At 72.9% G+C, this 16,367-nt stretch carries 15 protein-coding genes; 14 read left to right on the top strand and 1 reads right to left on the bottom strand.

The window, feature by feature from the left end:
• The first annotated feature begins 96 nt into the window (after nt 1-96).
• From hrcA to ACZ6JT_RS09930, 12 genes are all read left to right on the top strand, one after another.
• Nucleotides 97-1,113, top strand: a complete 1,017-nt coding sequence (gene hrcA / locus ACZ6JT_RS09985) for a heat-inducible transcriptional repressor HrcA (protein ID WP_469208984.1) — start codon at nt 97-99, stop codon at nt 1,111-1,113.
• Complete coding sequence (gene dnaJ / locus ACZ6JT_RS09980) at nt 1,114-2,250, top strand: molecular chaperone DnaJ (protein ID WP_030710948.1); 1,137 nt, start codon at nt 1,114-1,116, stop codon at nt 2,248-2,250.
• A gap of 156 nt (nt 2,251-2,406) precedes the next feature.
• Nucleotides 2,407-3,498, top strand: a complete 1,092-nt coding sequence (locus ACZ6JT_RS09975) for a nitronate monooxygenase (protein ID WP_469208983.1) — start codon at nt 2,407-2,409, stop codon at nt 3,496-3,498.
• Nucleotides 3,495-4,238: a 16S rRNA (uracil(1498)-N(3))-methyltransferase gene (locus tag ACZ6JT_RS09970; RefSeq protein WP_469208982.1), complete on the top strand. Its 744-nt coding sequence runs from the start codon at nt 3,495-3,497 to the stop codon at nt 4,236-4,238. The genes ACZ6JT_RS09975 and ACZ6JT_RS09970 overlap by 4 nt, the downstream gene beginning before the upstream one ends.
• A 129-nt stretch (nt 4,239-4,367) precedes the next feature.
• Nucleotides 4,368-4,727 carry a histidine triad nucleotide-binding protein gene (locus tag ACZ6JT_RS09965; RefSeq protein WP_388837370.1) on the top strand — a complete coding sequence of 120 codons (360 nt, stop codon included), beginning with the start codon at nt 4,368-4,370 and terminating at the stop codon, nt 4,725-4,727.
• A 3-nt stretch (nt 4,728-4,730) separates the two neighbouring features.
• Nucleotides 4,731-5,636: a ribonuclease Z gene (locus ACZ6JT_RS09960; RefSeq protein ID WP_469208981.1), complete on the top strand. Its 906-nt coding sequence runs from the start codon at nt 4,731-4,733 to the stop codon at nt 5,634-5,636.
• 94 nt (nt 5,637-5,730) lie between these two features.
• Nucleotides 5,731-6,825, top strand: a complete 1,095-nt coding sequence (locus tag ACZ6JT_RS09955; protein WP_469208980.1) for a carbohydrate kinase family protein — start codon at nt 5,731-5,733, stop codon at nt 6,823-6,825.
• Nucleotides 6,826-6,982: 157 nt separating this feature from the next.
• On the top strand, nt 6,983-9,097 hold the full coding sequence (locus ACZ6JT_RS09950) for a PhoH family protein (protein WP_469208979.1): 2,115 nt from the start codon (nt 6,983-6,985) through the stop codon (nt 9,095-9,097).
• Between the two features lie 13 nt (nt 9,098-9,110).
• Nucleotides 9,111-9,608, top strand: coding sequence for an rRNA maturation RNase YbeY (gene ybeY / locus ACZ6JT_RS09945; protein WP_469208978.1), 498 nt, complete (start codon nt 9,111-9,113; stop codon nt 9,606-9,608).
• On the top strand, nt 9,605-10,909 hold the full coding sequence (locus ACZ6JT_RS09940) for a hemolysin family protein (protein WP_469208977.1): 1,305 nt from the start codon (nt 9,605-9,607) through the stop codon (nt 10,907-10,909). The genes ybeY and ACZ6JT_RS09940 overlap by 4 nt, the downstream gene beginning before the upstream one ends.
• The gene (locus tag ACZ6JT_RS09935; protein ID WP_469208976.1) at nt 10,906-11,259 is read left to right on the top strand and encodes an MmcQ/YjbR family DNA-binding protein; all 354 of its coding nucleotides are present in this window, start codon (nt 10,906-10,908) and stop codon (nt 11,257-11,259) included. Before ACZ6JT_RS09940 ends, ACZ6JT_RS09935 begins: the two co-directional genes overlap by 4 nt.
• Nucleotides 11,260-11,320: 61 nt before the next feature.
• Entirely contained in the window at nt 11,321-11,689 is a 369-nt protein-coding gene (locus tag ACZ6JT_RS09930) for a cytidine deaminase (protein ID WP_469208975.1), read from the top strand.
• A 203-nt stretch (nt 11,690-11,892) separates the two neighbouring features.
• Here ACZ6JT_RS09930 and ACZ6JT_RS09925 read toward each other — a convergent pair whose 3' ends face one another.
• Nucleotides 11,893-13,221, bottom strand: coding sequence for an MFS transporter (locus tag ACZ6JT_RS09925; RefSeq protein ID WP_469208974.1), 1,329 nt, complete (start codon nt 13,219-13,221; stop codon nt 11,893-11,895).
• Between the two features lie 71 nt (nt 13,222-13,292).
• Here ACZ6JT_RS09925 and ACZ6JT_RS09920 point away from each other — a divergent pair, with 71 nt between their 5' ends.
• Together ACZ6JT_RS09920 and ACZ6JT_RS09915 are read left to right on the top strand one after the other, a co-directional pair.
• Nucleotides 13,293-14,321, top strand: a complete 1,029-nt coding sequence (locus ACZ6JT_RS09920; protein ID WP_469208973.1) for a GlxA family transcriptional regulator — start codon at nt 13,293-13,295, stop codon at nt 14,319-14,321.
• A 105-nt stretch (nt 14,322-14,426) separates the two neighbouring features.
• On the top strand, nt 14,427-15,764 hold the full coding sequence (locus ACZ6JT_RS09915; protein WP_469208972.1) for a WxL domain-containing protein: 1,338 nt from the start codon (nt 14,427-14,429) through the stop codon (nt 15,762-15,764).
• The last annotated feature ends 603 nt before the right edge of the window (nt 15,765-16,367 follow it).

Below are 16,367 nucleotides of genomic sequence, written 5' to 3'. Positions count from 1 at the left end.
GTACACTGAGCGGGGGATCTCTGGCACTCGAACGGACAGAGTGCCAACGAACCCGGCAGAACACGGCAACGGACCAGAGCTGGAGGTGTGCACGCGATGCTCAGCGAACGCAGACTCGAAGTGCTGCGCGCCATCGTCCAGGACTACGTGGGGACGGAGGAGCCGGTCGGCTCCAAGGCGCTCACCGAGCGGCACCGGCTCGGCGTCTCGCCCGCGACCGTGCGCAACGACATGGCCGTGCTGGAGGACGAGGGCTACATCGCCCAGCCCCACACCAGCGCCGGCCGGATCCCCACCGACAAGGGCTACCGGCTCTTCGTCGACAAGCTGGCGGGGGTCAAACCGCTGTCGACGCCCGAGCGCCGGGCCATCCAGAACTTCCTCGACGGCGCCGTCGACCTCGACGACGTCGTCGGACGCACGGTGCGGCTGCTCGCGCAGCTCACCCGGCAGGTCGCGGTCGTGCAGTACCCGAGCCTGACCCGGTCGACCGTCCGGCACGTGGAGCTGCTCTCGCTCGCTCCCGCGCGCCTGATGCTCGTACTGATCACGGACACCGGACGGGTCGAGCAGCGGCTCATCGACTGCCCGAGTCCCTTCGGCGAGGCCTCGCTCGCCGACCTGCGGGCCCGGCTCAACAGCCGGGTCGTCGGACGGCGCTTCACCGATGTGCCCCCGCTCGTCCAGGACCTCCCCGAGTCCTTCGAGGCCGAGGACCGCGGCACGGTCTCCACCGTGCTCACGACACTCCTCGAAACCCTGGTCGAGGAAGCCGAGGAACGGCTGATGATCGGCGGCACCGCCAATCTCACCCGCTTCGGCCACGATTTTCCCCTGACGATCAGGCCGGTGCTGGAGGCGCTGGAGGAGCAGGTCGTGCTCCTCAAGCTGCTCGGCGAGGCCAGCGAGTCGGGAATGGCCGTACGGATCGGGCATGAGAATGCCTACGAGGGACTGAACTCCACGTCCGTCGTCTCGGTCGGTTACGGTTCGGGCGGCGAAACAGTCGCCAAACTCGGCGTGGTCGGACCGACCCGCATGGACTACCCCGGAACGATGGGAGCGGTACGCGCAGTGGCACGTTACGTCGGACAGATCCTGGCGGAGTCGTAAGTGGCCACGGACTACTACGCCGTTCTCGGCGTGCGCCGCGACGCATCGCAGGACGAGATCAAGAAGGCCTTCCGGCGGCTCGCGCGCGAGCTGCACCCGGACGTGAACCCCGATCCCAAGACGCAAGAGCGTTTCAAGGAGATCAACGCCGCCTACGAGGTCCTCTCGGACCCGCAGAAGAAGCAGGTCTACGACCTCGGCGGGGACCCGCTGTCCTCCTCGGGCGGCGGCGGTGCGGGCGGCTTCGGAGCCGGTGGCTTCGGCAACTTCTCCGACATCATGGACGCCTTCTTCGGCCAGAGTCAGCAGCGCGGCCCGCGCTCGCGGACCCGGCGCGGCCAGGACGCCATGATCCGCCTGGACCTGGAGCTGGACGAGGCGGCCTTCGGGACGACCAAGGACATCCAGGTCGACACGGCCGTCGTCTGCACCACCTGCTCCGGTGAGGGCGCCGCTCCCGGCACCTCCGCGCAGACGTGTGACATGTGCCGCGGCCGCGGTGAGGTCTCGCAGGTCACCCGGTCCTTCCTGGGCCAGGTCATGACCTCGCGCCCCTGCCCGCAGTGCCAGGGCTTCGGCACCGTGGTCCCGACCCCGTGCCCCGAGTGCGCGGGCGACGGCCGGGTCCGCTCCCGCCGCAGCCTCACGGTCAAGATCCCGGCCGGTGTCGAGAACGGCACCCGGATCCAGCTCGCGGGCGAGGGCGAGGTCGGCCCCGGCGGCGGCCCCGCCGGCGACCTGTACGTGGAGATCCACGAGCTGGCGCACCCGACCTTCCAGCGGCGCGGGGACGACCTGCACTGCACGGTGACGATCCCGATGACGGCGGCCGCACTGGGCACCAAGTGTCCGCTGGAGACGCTGGACGGCCTGGAGGAGATCGACATCCGGCCCGGCACCGGCTCCGGGCAGGCGATCCCGCTGCACGGGCGGGGCGTCACCCACCTGCGCGGCGGCGGGCGCGGCGACCTGATCGTCCACGTCGAGGTCACCACCCCGGGCAAGCTGGACGCCCAGCAGGAGGAGCTGCTGCGCCAGCTGGCGAAGCTGCGCGGCGAGGAGCGGCCGATGGGCCAGTTCGCGCCAGGCCAGCAGGGGCTGTTCAGCCGCCTGAAGGACGCGTTCAACGGTCGCTGAGCGGCCGGCGGACACCGCCGAGAGCCCGGCCAGGGGATTCCCCGCCGGGCTCTTCGCATGGGCCCGGCGGCGGCCGGGGAGCGGGGCCGGAAGCGGACTATGCCAGGCGAATGCCATGATTCGGCCCCATGAGCGGGACATGGCACGATGCAGTGCATGTCCTCCGCGCCGAACGGTCTCTCTCCTTACCCGATCGTGCAGGCTCCCATGGCGGGCGGCGCCTCCTGTCCGCCGCTCGCCGCCGCCGTGTGCGAGGCGGGCGGGCTGGGCTTCCTGGCGGGCGGCTACAAGACCGCCGACGGGATGTACCAGGAGATCAAGCAGGTGCGTGCGCTGACCCGGCGCCGCTTCGGCGTCAACCTCTACATGCCGCAGACCGGCTACGTGGACCCGGCCGCCGTGGAGGCGTACCGCGGGCAGCTGGCCGGTGAGGCGAGCTGGTACGCGGTCTCGCTCGCCGAGGAGGACGTCATCGGCACCAGCGACGACGGCTACGACGCCAAGCTCGCCATCCTCCTCGAAGACCCGGTCCCGGTCGTCTCCTTCACCTTCGGCTGCCCCTCCTCCTCCGCCCTCGCCGCCCTGCGCAAGGCCGGTACGTACACGGTCGTCACGGCGACCTCCGTCGAGGAGGCCCGTACGGCCCAGCAGGCGGGCGCCGACGCCGTGTGCATCCAGGGCGCCGAGGCGGGCGGCCACCAGGGCACCCACCGCGACGACCCGCAGGTCGACGGCACGGCGGCCGTGGGGCTGCTCGCGCTGGTGGCCCAGGTGCGGGAGGCCGTGGCCCTGCCGATCATCGCGGCCGGCGGCCTGATGCGGGGCTCGCAGATCGCGGCGCTGCTGGCGGCGGGCGCCGAGGCGGCGCAGTTCGGGACGGCCTTCCTGGCCTGCCCGGAGTCGGGTGCGGACCCCGCGCACAAGAAGGCCCTGACCGACCCGCTGTTCGTCCGGACCGAGCTGACCCGGGCGTTCTCCGGGCGGCCGGCGCGCGGGCTGGTGAACCGCTTCGTGCGCGAGCACGGCCCGTACGCCCCGGCCGCCTACCCCCAGGTCCACCACCTGACCTCGGGGCTGCGCAAGGCGGCCGCCGCGGCCGGGGACCCGCAGGGCATGGCCCTGTGGGCGGGCCAGGGGCACCGGCTGGCGCGGGCACTGCCGGCGGCGGAGCTGGTGGAGGTGCTGGCGGCCGAACTGACCGAGGCACAGAGCACGTTGAAGGCAATGCAGATGAGGAGTGCGTCATGACCGCCCCGGTGTTCGTGGTCGAAGAGGTCCCCGCGGGGGCGGAGTTCGTCCTGGAGGGCCCGGAGGGCCGGCACGCGGTGTCCGTGAAACGGCTGAACCCGGGCGAGGCGCTGGTCCTGACCGACGGCCGGGGCGGCTGGGCGGAGGCCGTCGTCAAGGCGGCGGAGGGCAAGGACCGGCTGGTCGTGGCCGTGTCCTCGGCCGGACTGGAACCGGAACCGGCCGTCCGCATCACCGTGGTCCAGGCCCTGCCCAAGGGCGACCGCGGCGAGCTGGCCGTCGAGACCATGACCGAGACCGGCGTGGACGCGATCGTGCCCTGGCAGGCCTCGCGCTGCATCACGCAGTGGCGCGGGGACCGGGGGGCCAAGTCCCTCGCGAAGTGGCGGGCCACCGCGCGCGAGGCGGGCAAGCAGTCCCGCCGGGTGCGGTTCCCGGAGGTGGCCGAGGCCATGTCCACCAAGCAGGTGGCGGCGCTGCTCGCCGAGGCCGACCTGGGGATGGTCCTGCACGAGGACCGCGACACCCCCTCCCAGGCCCTGGCCACGGCCGCGCTGCCCACCTCGGGTTCCGTCGTCCTGGTCGTCGGCCCGGAGGGCGGCGTCTCCCCGGAGGAGCTGGCGGCCTTCGCCGCGGCGGGGGCCCACCCCTACCGCCTGGGCCGCTCCGTCCTGCGGACCTCCACGGCCGGCACCGCGGCCACGGCGGTCCTGCTGGCCCGCACCGGCCGCTGGGCCTGAGGGGCCGGCCGGTCCCGACGGACCGCCCCGCCTCCCCGTCCCGGGCCCGAAGGGCCGAAACGGCCGCCCGCGGCGGCCGCCCGGCTGGATACGATGCCCGGACCGATCACCATCACGGGAGGCTCAGCAATGGCCGGGGAACCGCAGGCGGACTGCCTGTTCTGCAAGATCGTCGAGGGGCACATCCCCGCGACCGTGGTCCGCGAGACCGAGACCACGGTCGCCTTCCGGGACATCAACCCGCAGGCGCCCACGCACGTGCTCGTCATCCCCAAGGCGCACTACCCCGACGCGGCCTCCCTCGCCGCCGCCGAGCCGGCCGTCGCCGCCGACATACTGCGCGAGGCCGGCCAGATCGCCCTCGACGAGAAGATCGTCGACCACGGCTACCGCGTGGTCTTCAACACCGGCTCCGGCGCCGGGCAGACCGTCTTCCACGCGCACGCGCACGTCATCGGCGGCCGCGGCCTCCAGTGGCCCCCCGGATAGCACGTGTCCGTACGAGAGTTCGTCGTGCTGGGCACCGCCAGCCAGGTGCCCACCCGACACCGCAACCACAACGGATACCTGCTGCGCTGGGACGGCGAGGGCATCCTCTTCGACCCGGGCGAGGGCACGCAGCGGCAGATGCTGCGGGCCGGGGTCGCCGCGCACGACATCAACCGGATCTGTATCACCCACTTCCACGGTGACCACAGCCTCGGACTGGCCGGGGTGATCCAGCGGATCAACCTCGACCAGGTCCCGCACCCCGTCACCGCCCACTACCCGGCCTCCGGACAGAAGTTCTTCGACCGGCTGCGGTACGCCACGGCCTACCGCGAGAGCGTCCCGCTGCGCGAGGAGCCGGTGGCCGCGGACGGGACGCTGGCCCAGGGATCCCCGTACGTCCTGGAGGCCCGGCTGCTCTCGCACCCCGTGGAGTCCTTCGGCTACCGGATCACCGAGCCCGACGGGCGCCGCATGGTGCCGCAGCTGCTCGCGCGGCACGGCATCAAGGGGCCCGACGTCGGCCGGATCCAGCGCGACGGGCGGCTCGGCGAGGTCACCCTCGACGAGGTCAGCGAGCACCGGCCCGGCCAGCGGTTCGCCTTCGTCATGGACACCCGGCTCTGCCCCGGCGTGGACGCGCTCGCCGAGGGCTGCGACATGCTGGTGATCGAGTCGACCTTCCTCGACGAGGACGAGCGGCTGGCCACCGACCACGGGCACCTCACGGCGGGCCAGGCGGGGCGGGTGGCCCGGGACGCGGGCGTACGGCACCTGGTGCTGACGCACTTCTCGCAGCGGTACACGGACCCCTCCGCGTTCGAACGGCAGGCGCGGGCCGCGGGCTTCGAGGGCGAGCTGACGGTGGCGGAGGACCTGGTGCGCGTGCCGCTCCCCAAGCGGGGCTGAGCGGGCGGGTGATCTGCGCCACACTGGGGTTTGGCCCTGCCCCGGGCGGGCAGGGCTGGCAGCTTTCCGCCGGAAACTCATCGGGGAGTACACCGTGACCAGTAGGGACCTCGACAGCCGCGCAGCCGCAGTGGACCCGCTCGGTCCGGTGCGCGATCCGCAGGAACCGGGCTGTGACGTCTTCCTGACCGGGACGGTCTTCCTCGACATCATCTTCACGGGCCTGGACTCGGCACCCGTGCGCGGTACGGAGTCCTGGGCGCGCGGCATGGGCTCCAGCCCCGGCGGCGTCGCCAACATGGCCACCGCCCTGGCCCGGCTGGGCCTGCGCACCTCGCTGGCCGCGGCCTTCGGGGACGACCACTACGGCGAGTACTGCTGGGACGCCCTGGAGCAGGGCGAGGGCATCGACCTGTCCATGTCGCGCACGATCCCCGGCTGGCACAGCCCCGTCACCGTCTCCATGGCCTACGAGGGCGAGCGCACCATGGTCTCGCACGGCCACGAGGCACCCCCGCCCGCCGACGCGGGCCCCTTCCCGCACTGCCCGCCGCGGGCCCGCGCGGCCGTGGCCGCGCTCGGTGCCGGCCGGGGCGAGGAGTGGATCGGCGAGGCCGCCCGGAACGGCTCGCGGATCTTCGCGGACGTGGGATGGGACGAGAGCGGACGGTGGGACCTGGGGGCCCTGGCCGACTTGGAGCACTGCGAGGCCTTCCTGCCGAACGCGGGCGAGGCCATGCGGTACACCCGCACCGACTGCCCCCGCGCCGCCGCCCGGGCGCTCGCGGAGAAGGTGCCGATCGCCGTGGTCACGATGGGCGCGGAGGGCTCGTACGCGGTGGACGGGCGCACCGGCGAGACGGCCCAGGTCCCCGGGATCACGGTGGACGAACTCGACCCGACGGGGGCGGGGGACGTGTACGTGGCGGGCTTCCTCACCGGCACCCTGGCGGGCTGGCCCCTCGCGGACCGCCTCGCCTTCGCCGGGCTGACGGCCGCCCTGTCCGTCCAGGAGTTCGGCGGCTCCCTGTCGGCCCCCGGCTGGCCGGAGGTGGCCCACTGGTGGCGGACCGCCCCGCCCGCGCTCCGCGGCCGCTACGGCTTCCTGGACGACCTGATCCCGCCCGTCTCCGGCCCGGCGGCCCGGCGCAGAGCCGTGCCCACGATCGGCTTCCGGCACTCCGCGTGAGCGGACGGGCACGGGGCCGTGGCACCCCGGGGGCCACGCGGAGAGGGCGTAAAACCTCTCGGGGAAGCAGCGGCGGCGACGTACGCTTGGTATTCCGGAGGTCGTCGATCGGCGAGGCCCCTCAGCGGGAGGTATGTGCAGGCCACAGTGCCGGCCCATGACTCAGACACCCACAGCCCACATTCCAGTGCCGGGGCAGGCGCGAGCCCACTTCACCGTCCCGGCCAGGCACCCGATGGTCACGGTGCTCGGATCCGGTGACGCCCTGTTGCGCGTGATCGAGAAGGCCTTCCCGAAGGCCGACATCCATGTTCGGGGCAATCAGGTCAGCGCGATCGGCGACGCGGCGGAAGTCGCGCTGATCCAGCGCCTGTTCGACGAGATGATGCTGGTGCTCCGCACCGGGCAGCCGATGACGGAGGACGCAGTGGAACGCTCGATCGCCATGCTCAAGGCGAGCGGCAACGGCAACGGGAGCGGTCCCGAGGAAACGCCCGCCGAGGTGCTCACCCAGAACATCCTCTCCAGCCGCGGCCGCACCATCAGACCCAAGACCCTCAACCAGAAGCGGTACGTCGACGCGATCGACAAGAACACGATCGTCTTCGGCATCGGCCCCGCCGGTACCGGCAAGACCTACCTGGCCATGGCCAAGGCGGTCCAGGCCCTGCAGTCGAAGCAGGTCAGCCGGATCATCCTGACCCGGCCCGCCGTCGAGGCGGGGGAGCGGCTCGGCTTCCTGCCGGGCACCCTCTTCGACAAGATCGACCCGTACCTGCGCCCGCTCTACGACGCGCTGCACGACATGCTCGACCCCGACTCGATCCCGCGGCTCATGGCCGCCGGGACCATCGAGGTCGCGCCGCTGGCGTACATGAGGGGCAGAGCCCAGCCGATCTTCACGAAGGTCCTGACGCCGGACGGTTGGCGCCCGATCGGTGACCTCCAGGTCGGTGACCTCGTCGTCGGCTCCAACGGCGAGCCGACGCCCGTACTCGGCGTATATCCGCAGGGCGAGAAGGACATCTACCGGGTCACCGCGCAGGACGGCTCATGGACCCTGTGCTGCGGCGAGCACCTGTGGACGGTCCGCACGGCCTCGGACAAGCGAGGTGACAAGCCGTGGCGGGTCCTTGAGACCCAGGACATGATCGGCAACCTCCGGGCGGCACACGCTCGTCGCTACGAGCTGCCGATGCTCACCGCGCCCGTGGCTTTTCCCGAGCGCGAGATCCCGATGGACCCGTACGCGCTGGGTCTGCTGCTGGGTGACGGCTGCATCACGGGTTCCACGACGCCGTCCTTCGCCACGGAGGACGCGGAGCTGGTCCGGTCCCTGGAAGCAGCGCTCCCCGGGGTCACGGCCCGGCACAAGAGCGGTCCCGACTACGTCCTGAACCGGGTGAAGGCACCCGGTGACGTGGTCACGTTGGAGAACCCCGTGACCAGGGCCATGCGTGAGCTCGACCTGCTCGGCAGCCGCTCGCACTCCAAGCACGTGCCGGACGACTACCTGTTCAACACGGCGGAAGTCCGCCTCGCCGTGCTCCAGGGCCTGCTCGACTCCGACGGCGGCCCGGTCACGCAGCGGGACCGTTCCTGCCGCATCCAGTACTCCACCACGTCGATCGTCCTGCGGGACGACGTGATCGCCCTGGTCCAGTCGCTCGGCGGCGTGGCCTACACCCGGCGTCGCGCGGCCGAGGGGCGCAAGCAGGGCACCGCACCGGCCGCTCACCGGTACGACGCGCACGTCGTCGACATCCGGCTCCCCGAAGGCATCGAGCCCTTCCGTCTTGCCCGCAAGCGGGACGCCTACCTTGCGGCCGGTGGCGGCGGGCGCCCGATGCGCTTCATCGACTCCATCGAACCCGCCGGCCGCGAGGAGGCCGTGTGCATCCAGGTGGCCGCCGAGGACTCGCTGTACGTCACCCAGGACTACCTGCTGACGCACAACACGCTCAACGACGCCTTCGTCGTCCTCGACGAGGCGCAGAACACCACCGCCGAGCAGATGAAGATGTTCCTGACCCGGCTCGGGTTCGACTCGAAGATCGTCGTCACCGGTGACATCACGCAGATCGACCTGCCGGGTGGCGCGAAGAGCGGTCTGCGCGAGGTCCAGCAGATCCTGGACGGGGTGCCGGACATCCACTTCGCGCGGCTCACGTCCGAGGATGTCGTCCGCCACAAGCTGGTCGGCCGTATCGTCGACGCGTACGAGAAGTACGACGACGGCCAGCAGGCCGCGAACGGCCACCAGCGGAAGTAGACCCCAGCGCACCATGTCGATCGACGTCAACAACGAGTCCGGAACCGAGGTCGACGAGCAGGCGATCCTCGACATCGCCCGCTACGCGCTCACCCGGATGCGGATCCACCCGCTCTCGGAGCTCTCCGTCATCGTCATCGACGAGGACGCCATGGAGCAGCTGCACATCCAGTGGATGGACCTGCCCGGCCCCACCGACGTCATGTCCTTCCCGATGGACGAGCTCCGTCCGCCGGCGAAGGACGACGAGGAGCCCCCGCAGGGGCTCCTCGGCGACATCGTGCTGTGCCCCGAGGTCGCGAAGAAGCAGGGCGAGGAAGCCCCGACGCAGCACTCCATGGACGAGGAGCTCCAGCTCCTGACCGTCCACGGAGTGCTGCACCTGCTCGGCTACGACCACGAGGAACCGGACGAGAAGGCCGAGATGTTCGGCCTCCAGGCGGCCATCGTCGACGGCTGGCGCGCCGAGCGCGGCATCACCGGTCCGTCCCCGGCGCCCACCGTCTCGTGAACGCCGCACAGCTGATCACCGGCGCGGTACTGCTGGTGGTGGTGGCCTGGTTCGCGGCGTGCGCCGAGTCCGGGATCGCCCGCATCTCGATCTTCCGCGCCGAGCAGGCCGTACGGGAGGGCCGGCGCGGCAGCGAGAAGCTCGCCCAGGTCGCCGGCGACCCCACCCGCTACCTCAACGTGGCGCTGCTGGTCCGCGTCACCTGCGAGATGGCGGCCGGGGTGCTCGTCACCTACGTCTGCCTCGACGAGTTCGGCGACAACTGGACCGCGCTGCTCGTGGCCATCGCCGTGATGGTGCTCGTCTCCTTCGTCGCCGTCGGGGTCTCCCCGCGCACGATCGGCCGCCAGCACCCGCTGAACACCTCGACGGCGGCCGCGTACGTCCTCGTCCCCCTCGCCCGCGTGATGGGGCCGATCCCGCAGCTGCTGATCCTCGTCGGCAACGCGCTCACGCCCGGAAAGGGCTTCCGCAAGGGGCCGTTCGCCTCCGAGGCGGAGCTGCGCGCGATGGTGGACCTCGCGGAGCGGGAATCGCTGATCGAGGACGACGAGCGCCGGATGGTGCACCAGGTCTTCGAGCTCGGCGACACCCTGGTGCGCGAGGTGATGGTGCCCCGTACCGACCTGGTCTGCATCGAGCGGTACAAGACGGTCCGTCAGGCCACCACGCTCGCGCTGCGGTCCGGCTTCTCGCGCATCCCCGTGACCGGGGAGAACGAGGACGACATCGTCGGGATCGTCTATCTGAAGGACCTCGTCCGCAAGACCCACATCAGCCGCGAGGCCGAGTCCGACCTGGTCTCCACGGCGATGCGGGCGGCCGTCTTCGTGCCCGACACCAAGAACGCGGGCGACCTGCTGCGCGAGATGCAGCAGGTGCGCAACCACGTCGCCGTCGTCATCGACGAGTACGGCGGCACGGCCGGCATCGTCACCATCGAGGACATCCTCGAGGAGATCGTCGGCGAGATCACGGACGAGTACGACCGCGAGCTCCCGCCGGTCGAGGACCTGGGCGAGGACCGCTACCGGGTCACGGCGCGCCTCGACATCACCGACCTCGGTGAGCTGTTCAAGGTCGACGCCTTCGACGACGAGGACGTGGAGACGGTCGGCGGCCTGCTGGCGAAGGCGCTGGGCCGGGTGCCGATCGCGGGTGCCTCGGCGCTGGTGGAACTGCCCGACGGGCGTCCGCTGCGGATGACGGCCGAGTCCCCGGCGGGGCGGCGGAACAAGATCGTGACGGTGCTGGTGGAACCGGTGGCCGCGGCGGAGACCGTGGGGGAGGAGGGCGAATGACCCCGGCGGAGCTGCGGGAACTGTGTCTGGGCTTCAACGCGTCGGTGGAGGAGTTCCCCTTCACGCCGGAGACCTCGGTGTTCAAGGTGCTGGGCAAGGTGTTCGCGCTCTCCGCGCTGGACGCGGAGCCGCTGAAGGTCAACCTCAAGTGCGAACCGGAGCTGGCGGTGCGGCTGCGGGAGGAGCACGAGGCGATCGTGCCGGGCTATCACATGAACAAGCGGCACTGGAACACGGTGACGGTCGGCGGGATCCCCGACGCGCTGCTGCGCGAGCTCGTCGAGGACTCGTACGACCTGGTCGTCGCGGGGCTCCCGCGGGCGGAGCGGCTGAGGCTCGACCGGCCGTGAGCCGGGCCGGGGCCGGGGCGTCGCGGCGGGGTCGTTGCGCGGCCCGGCCGGGGCGCTCCCTATGCTTTCGACCATGACCGAGAGCACCGGGATCGACCCCGAGGACAGCAAGATCATCACGCTGGCGCGCAGCGCCCGGGCCCGTAACGCGGTGCCCGAGGGGGCGGCGGTGCGCGACGAGACGGGCCGCACGTACGTCGCCGGGACGGTGGAGCTCGACTCCCTGAAGCTGAGCGCGCTGCAGACCGCGGTCGCGATGGCCGTGGCGAGCGGGGCGCGGTCCCTGGAGGCCGCGGCCGTCGTCAGCGCGGCCGACGCCCCCGCCGAGGCCGACCGCGCGGCCGTCCGCGACCTGGGCGGCCCGGACACCCCGGTGCTGCTGGCCGCCCCGGACGGCACCCTGAAGTCCACCACCCCGGCAGGCCCCTAGCCTCCCGGCGGGGTCGCCACCGATCTGTGTGCCCGCGCTTGGTCACCGGAGCCGGCCCACATCAGCCCGGCCCGAGCCACGTCCGGCCCGGCCCGAGCCACGTCCGGCCCCGCCGGGCCGATCCAGCTCTGCCGGCACAACCCAGCCCCTCCGGCGTTTGAGTGGGGGTTCCCCCAGACTTCGTCCGGGGGGACCCCCACGCCTCAAACGCCGGCGAGGCTGGATTTGTCGGCTGCCCCGCCGGGAGGCTGGTGGCGGCGGCGGATGATCATCGCCATCAGGGCGGCCATCGCGCACAGCGCGCCCGAGGCGTACCAGACGAGGTCGTACGAGCCGGTCAGGTCCCGGGCCAGGCCTCCCAGGAACGCCACCACCGCCGCGCCGACCTGGTGCGAGGCCAGTACCCAGCCGAAGACGATCGCGCTGTCCTCCCCGTAGTGCTCACGGCAGAGCGCGATGGTCGGCGGGACGGTCGCGACCCAGTCCAGCCCGTAGAAGACGATGAAGAAGACCATCGGCGGGTGCACCGAAGGCGCCAGCAGCATCGGCAGGAAGAGCAGCGAGACCCCGCGCAGCGCGTAGTACACGGCCAGCAGGCGGCGCGCCTCGAAGCGGTCCGTGAACCAGCCGGAGGCGATGGTGCCGACGACGTCGAACACGCCGATCACCGCGAGCAGCCCCGCGGCCGCCGTCACCGGCATCCCGTGGTCGTGCGCCGCCGGTACGAAGTGCGTCTTGACCAGCCCGTTGGTCGAGGCCCCGCAGATCGCGAAGGTGCCCGCGAGCAGCCAGAAGGGGCCGGTCCGAGCCGCCTTGAACAGCACCGTCACCGTCCGCCGGGCCGCGCCCGTCACCGGGGCGGGCTTTTCCGCGTACGTGCCTCCGTACGGCGCGAGCCCCACGTCCGCCGGGTGGTCGCGCAGCAGCAGCCAGACGAACGGGACGACGACCAGGGCCGCCAGCGACACCGTCACCGCCGCCGGACGCCAGCCGTGGTGCTCCACCAGCCAGGACAGCAGCGGCAGGAAGACCAGCTGACCGGAGGCGCCGGCCGCGGTCAGGATGCCGGTGACCAGGCCGCGCCGGGCGGTGAACCAGCGGTTGGTCACCGTGGCGGCGAAGGCCAGTGCCATGGAACCGCTGCCCAGGCCCACCAGCACGCCCCAGAACAGCACCAGCTGCCAGGACGCCGTCATCCACACGGTGGCCGCGGTGCCGCCGGATATGACCAGAAGGGCCAGGGCCACCACCCTGCGGATGCCGAAGCGGTCCATCAGCGCCGCGGCGAAGGGGGCGGTGAGCCCGTACAGCGCGAGGTTCACCGAGACGGCGACGCCGATGGTGCCGCGCGACCAGTCGAACTCCTCGTGCAGCGGCTCGATGAGCAGTCCGGGCAGCGAGGCGAAGGCGGCGGCGCCGATGATCGTCACGAAGGCGACGGCCGCGACGAACCAGGCGCGGTGGACGCGTCCCTGGACGGCCGGCGGCGTGGTCGTGGTCGTGGGGGCGGGGGTGGGGGCTGTCTGCGTCACGCCGACAGCTTCCGGCCGGGAGGGACCCCGACGATAGTGGCCTGACCGACACCCTTCGATACGATTGGGCCATGGCCCTTCACCGTGTCGTCGTCCTCGCGCTCACCGGGCTGCTGCCCTTCGAGCTCGGCATCCCGCACCGGATCTTCGGCCGCGCCAAGGACTCCGCCGGCGAGCCGCTGTACGAGATCCTGACCTGCGCCCTGGCCCCCGGGCCGGTGCGCACGGACGCCGACTTCGCGGTCCAGGTCGAGCACGGCCCCGAGCTGCTGGCCACGGCCGACACGGTGGTGGTGCCCGCCTCGTACGAGCTGGGGCCGGTGTACGAGGAGGGCCGGCTGGGCGCCGAGCTCGCCGCGGCGCTCGCGCACATCCGGCCCGGAACCCGGCTCGTCTCCATCTGCACGGGCGGGTACGTGCTGGCCGCCGCGGGTTTCCTGGACGGCCGCCCGGCCACCACGCACTGGTTCCACGCCGAGCACTTCCAGCGGCTCTTCCCGGCCGTGCGGGTGGACGCCGGCGTGCTCTACACCGACGACGGGGACGTGCTGACCTCGGCCGGGGTCGCCGCCGGCATCGACCTGTGCCTGCACATCGTGCGCCGTGACCACGGCGCGGCCGTCGCCAACGACGTGGCCCGGCGGACCGTCGTACCGCCGCACCGGGACGGCGGACAGGCCCAGTTCATCGAACGCCCGGTGCCGCAGCCGCAGCTGGCCAGCACCGCGGCGGCCCGCGCGTGGGTGCTCGACCGGCTGCACGAGCCGGTGCGGCTGGTCGACCTGGCCCGGCAGGAGGCCATGTCGGTACGGACGTTCACGCGCAGGTTCCGTGAGGAGGCCGGGATCAGCCCCGGCGAGTGGATCGTCGGACAGCGGGTGGAACGGGCCCGGAGGCTGCTGGAGCGGACCGATCTGCCGATGGAACAGGTGGCGCGGGAGACGGGCTTCGGGACGGCCCAGTCACTGCGCAAACACGTGCAGGCGGCGCTAGGGGTGAGCCCGACGGCCTACCGGCGCACGTTCCGCGCGTCCGGCGGGGACGCGGGCGAAGAGGGACGGGAGACCGGGGCCGGGGAGCGGGAACCTGCCATCTCCTGATGGGCCATCAGTTGACGCCGGATCCGTGCATTGACTTCTTCCGCCGCCCGCTCGTGAATGGCCCCCTGCGCAGGGGCCAGGTCGTGGGAACCCAGGGGGCGGGCAGTGCGAACACGGGCGCGGAAGCGGAGATGGTCGGCCGCCGTCGGCCTGGCGGTGCTCGCCGCCACGGCCGGGAGCGCCCTGGGCCCACCGGCCGCGGCCGAGGGGGAGACGCCCCCCGGCCAGGTGGAGTTCCCGACGCACTGCCTGCCGCCCCAGGAGGCGGGACTCCCGCCCGCCGACGGGCCCACCACCGCCCGGATCGCCGTCGACAACCCGGCTCCGCAGGTCGGCGACACCGTCACCGTGACCTACCAGGTGGTCCGGACCCCCGCCGCCAACCCGGCCGGCGGCGAACTCCCCGCCGACGTGCTGACCCCCACCGGCCGGATCCTGCTGGCGGGAGCGCAGAGCGGTGAGGTCACCGTCGTCGGGGGCAAGCGCAACGACCCCGTCCGGGCCGGCGAACCCCTCCCCGCCGTCACCATGACCGGCACGTTCACCGTCACGGCGCCCGGCGAGACCACCCTCGCCCCGGGCGGCTACACCCTGCACACCAGCCACCCGCTGGACCTCGACACCACCTGCACCGCCGCGGAACCGTCCGGCACCCCCGTCTCCGCACGCCTGACCGCGACTCCGCTGCCCACGGCCAACCTGCGCAGCGTCTTCCTCGCCGCCGCCTCCGGAAAGCCGGGTGCCAAGGTCAAGGTCACCGCCGCCGGATTCCCCCCGGGCACGGCCCTGACCGTGGCCGGACGGGCCGGCGCCGCCGAGACCGCGGACCGGGTGAGCGCCACCGCCGACGAACGGGGCACGGCCGCGGTGGAGCTGCCCGTCACGGACGGGGCCACCACCGCGGTGATCGCCTACGAGGGCCCGGCCTGGTCCGCGAGCCGGGGCTCCGGCCCGGCCGCGTACACCGTCATCGACGCCGCCCCGATGACGGCGGGCACCCGCAAGGTCACGGCCACCGTCGAACCGGGGGCCCTCGGCATGACCCAGGCCGGCGAGGACATCACCCTCGGCGCGGTCCCGTACGGCGACGGTGGCGCCGCCCCCGGCCGGATCGGCACCGTCACCGTCACCGACGCCCGCGGCGGCCCGGCCGGCTGGTCCCTGACGGGCAAGGTCACCGACTTCACGGGACCGGGCGGGGTGCGCATCCCGGGCGCGTCCCTGTCCTGGACCCCGACCTGCGTGGCGGCCGCCGGCAGCCCGAGCGCGTGTACGCCGGGCAGTGCGGGCGTGGTCGGCCCGGAGGGCGCCCTCCTGGCCTCCACCGCCAACGCCCCGCTGGTCGGCGGGACCTTCACCATCGACGCCACGGTGACGCTGCGGGTCCCGCCGTACACCCCGCCGGGGGCGTACACGGCGGTCCTGACCCTGACCTTGTCGTGACGCCCCGGCGAGGCGGGATCTCTCAGCCCCTTCGGCGTGTGAGGAGGGGGTCCGGGCGGAGCCCGGTTCCGGGAAGGGGCGGGGCGGGGGAAAGGCTCCGCGCAGCGGTGGCCCGCGCCGGGGTGGCGCTGCTGCTCGGCGGCGTCGTTCTCACCGGGCCCGCCGGAGCGGCCGAGGCGTCGGACAACGGTCAGTGGTCCGTGCAGCCCGCCGCGACGGGCGTCGGCCGGCGGCCGTACCTCTACCTCGCCGCCGCGCCCGGCCAGGCCGTCAGCGACGCCGTCACCGTCACCAACCGCACCGACCGCCCCCGCACCTTCCGGCTCTACGCCGCCGACGCCCACAACACCGCCCGCGACGGCGGCTTCGCCCTGCGCGGCCCCGACGAGCCGCGCCGGGCCACCGCCGCCTGGGCGAGGCTCGACCAGGAGCGGGTGACCGTACCGGCCCGGGGCGAGGTCCGCGTCGGCTTCACCCTCGCCGTCCCCGAGCGGGCGGAGCCCGGGGACCACCCCGGTGCCATCGTGGCCGTGGAGGACCGGCCCGCCGCCACCGCCGACCGGGGGATCGGCGTCCAGCAGGCCGTCGCCGCCCGGGTGTACC

This window comes from Streptomyces sp. NPDC046308, from assembly GCF_055588065.1.
The sequence above is the reverse complement of the archived record's forward strand: the minus strand, read 5'-3'. Positions and strand labels throughout refer to the sequence as shown.

What these genes read in the sequence shown, in the direction of transcription:
- hrcA (WP_469208984.1), top strand. Translation starts at nt 97, where the DNA reads ATGCTCAGCGAACGCAGACTCGAAGTGCTGCGCGCCATCGTCCAGGAC.
- ACZ6JT_RS09975 (WP_469208983.1), top strand. Translation starts at nt 2,407, where the DNA reads ATGTCCTCCGCGCCGAACGGTCTCTCTCCTTACCCGATCGTGCAGGCT.
- ACZ6JT_RS09970 (WP_469208982.1), top strand. Translation starts at nt 3,495, where the DNA reads ATGACCGCCCCGGTGTTCGTGGTCGAAGAGGTCCCCGCGGGGGCGGAG.
- ACZ6JT_RS09965 (WP_388837370.1), top strand. Translation starts at nt 4,368, where the DNA reads ATGGCCGGGGAACCGCAGGCGGACTGCCTGTTCTGCAAGATCGTCGAG.
- ACZ6JT_RS09950 (WP_469208979.1), top strand. Translation starts at nt 6,983, where the DNA reads ATGACTCAGACACCCACAGCCCACATTCCAGTGCCGGGGCAGGCGCGA.
- ybeY (WP_469208978.1), top strand. Translation starts at nt 9,111, where the DNA reads ATGTCGATCGACGTCAACAACGAGTCCGGAACCGAGGTCGACGAGCAG.
- ACZ6JT_RS09935 (WP_469208976.1), top strand. Translation starts at nt 10,906, where the DNA reads ATGACCCCGGCGGAGCTGCGGGAACTGTGTCTGGGCTTCAACGCGTCG.
- ACZ6JT_RS09930 (WP_469208975.1), top strand. Translation starts at nt 11,321, where the DNA reads ATGCTTTCGACCATGACCGAGAGCACCGGGATCGACCCCGAGGACAGC.
- ACZ6JT_RS09920 (WP_469208973.1), top strand. Translation starts at nt 13,293, where the DNA reads ATGGCCCTTCACCGTGTCGTCGTCCTCGCGCTCACCGGGCTGCTGCCC.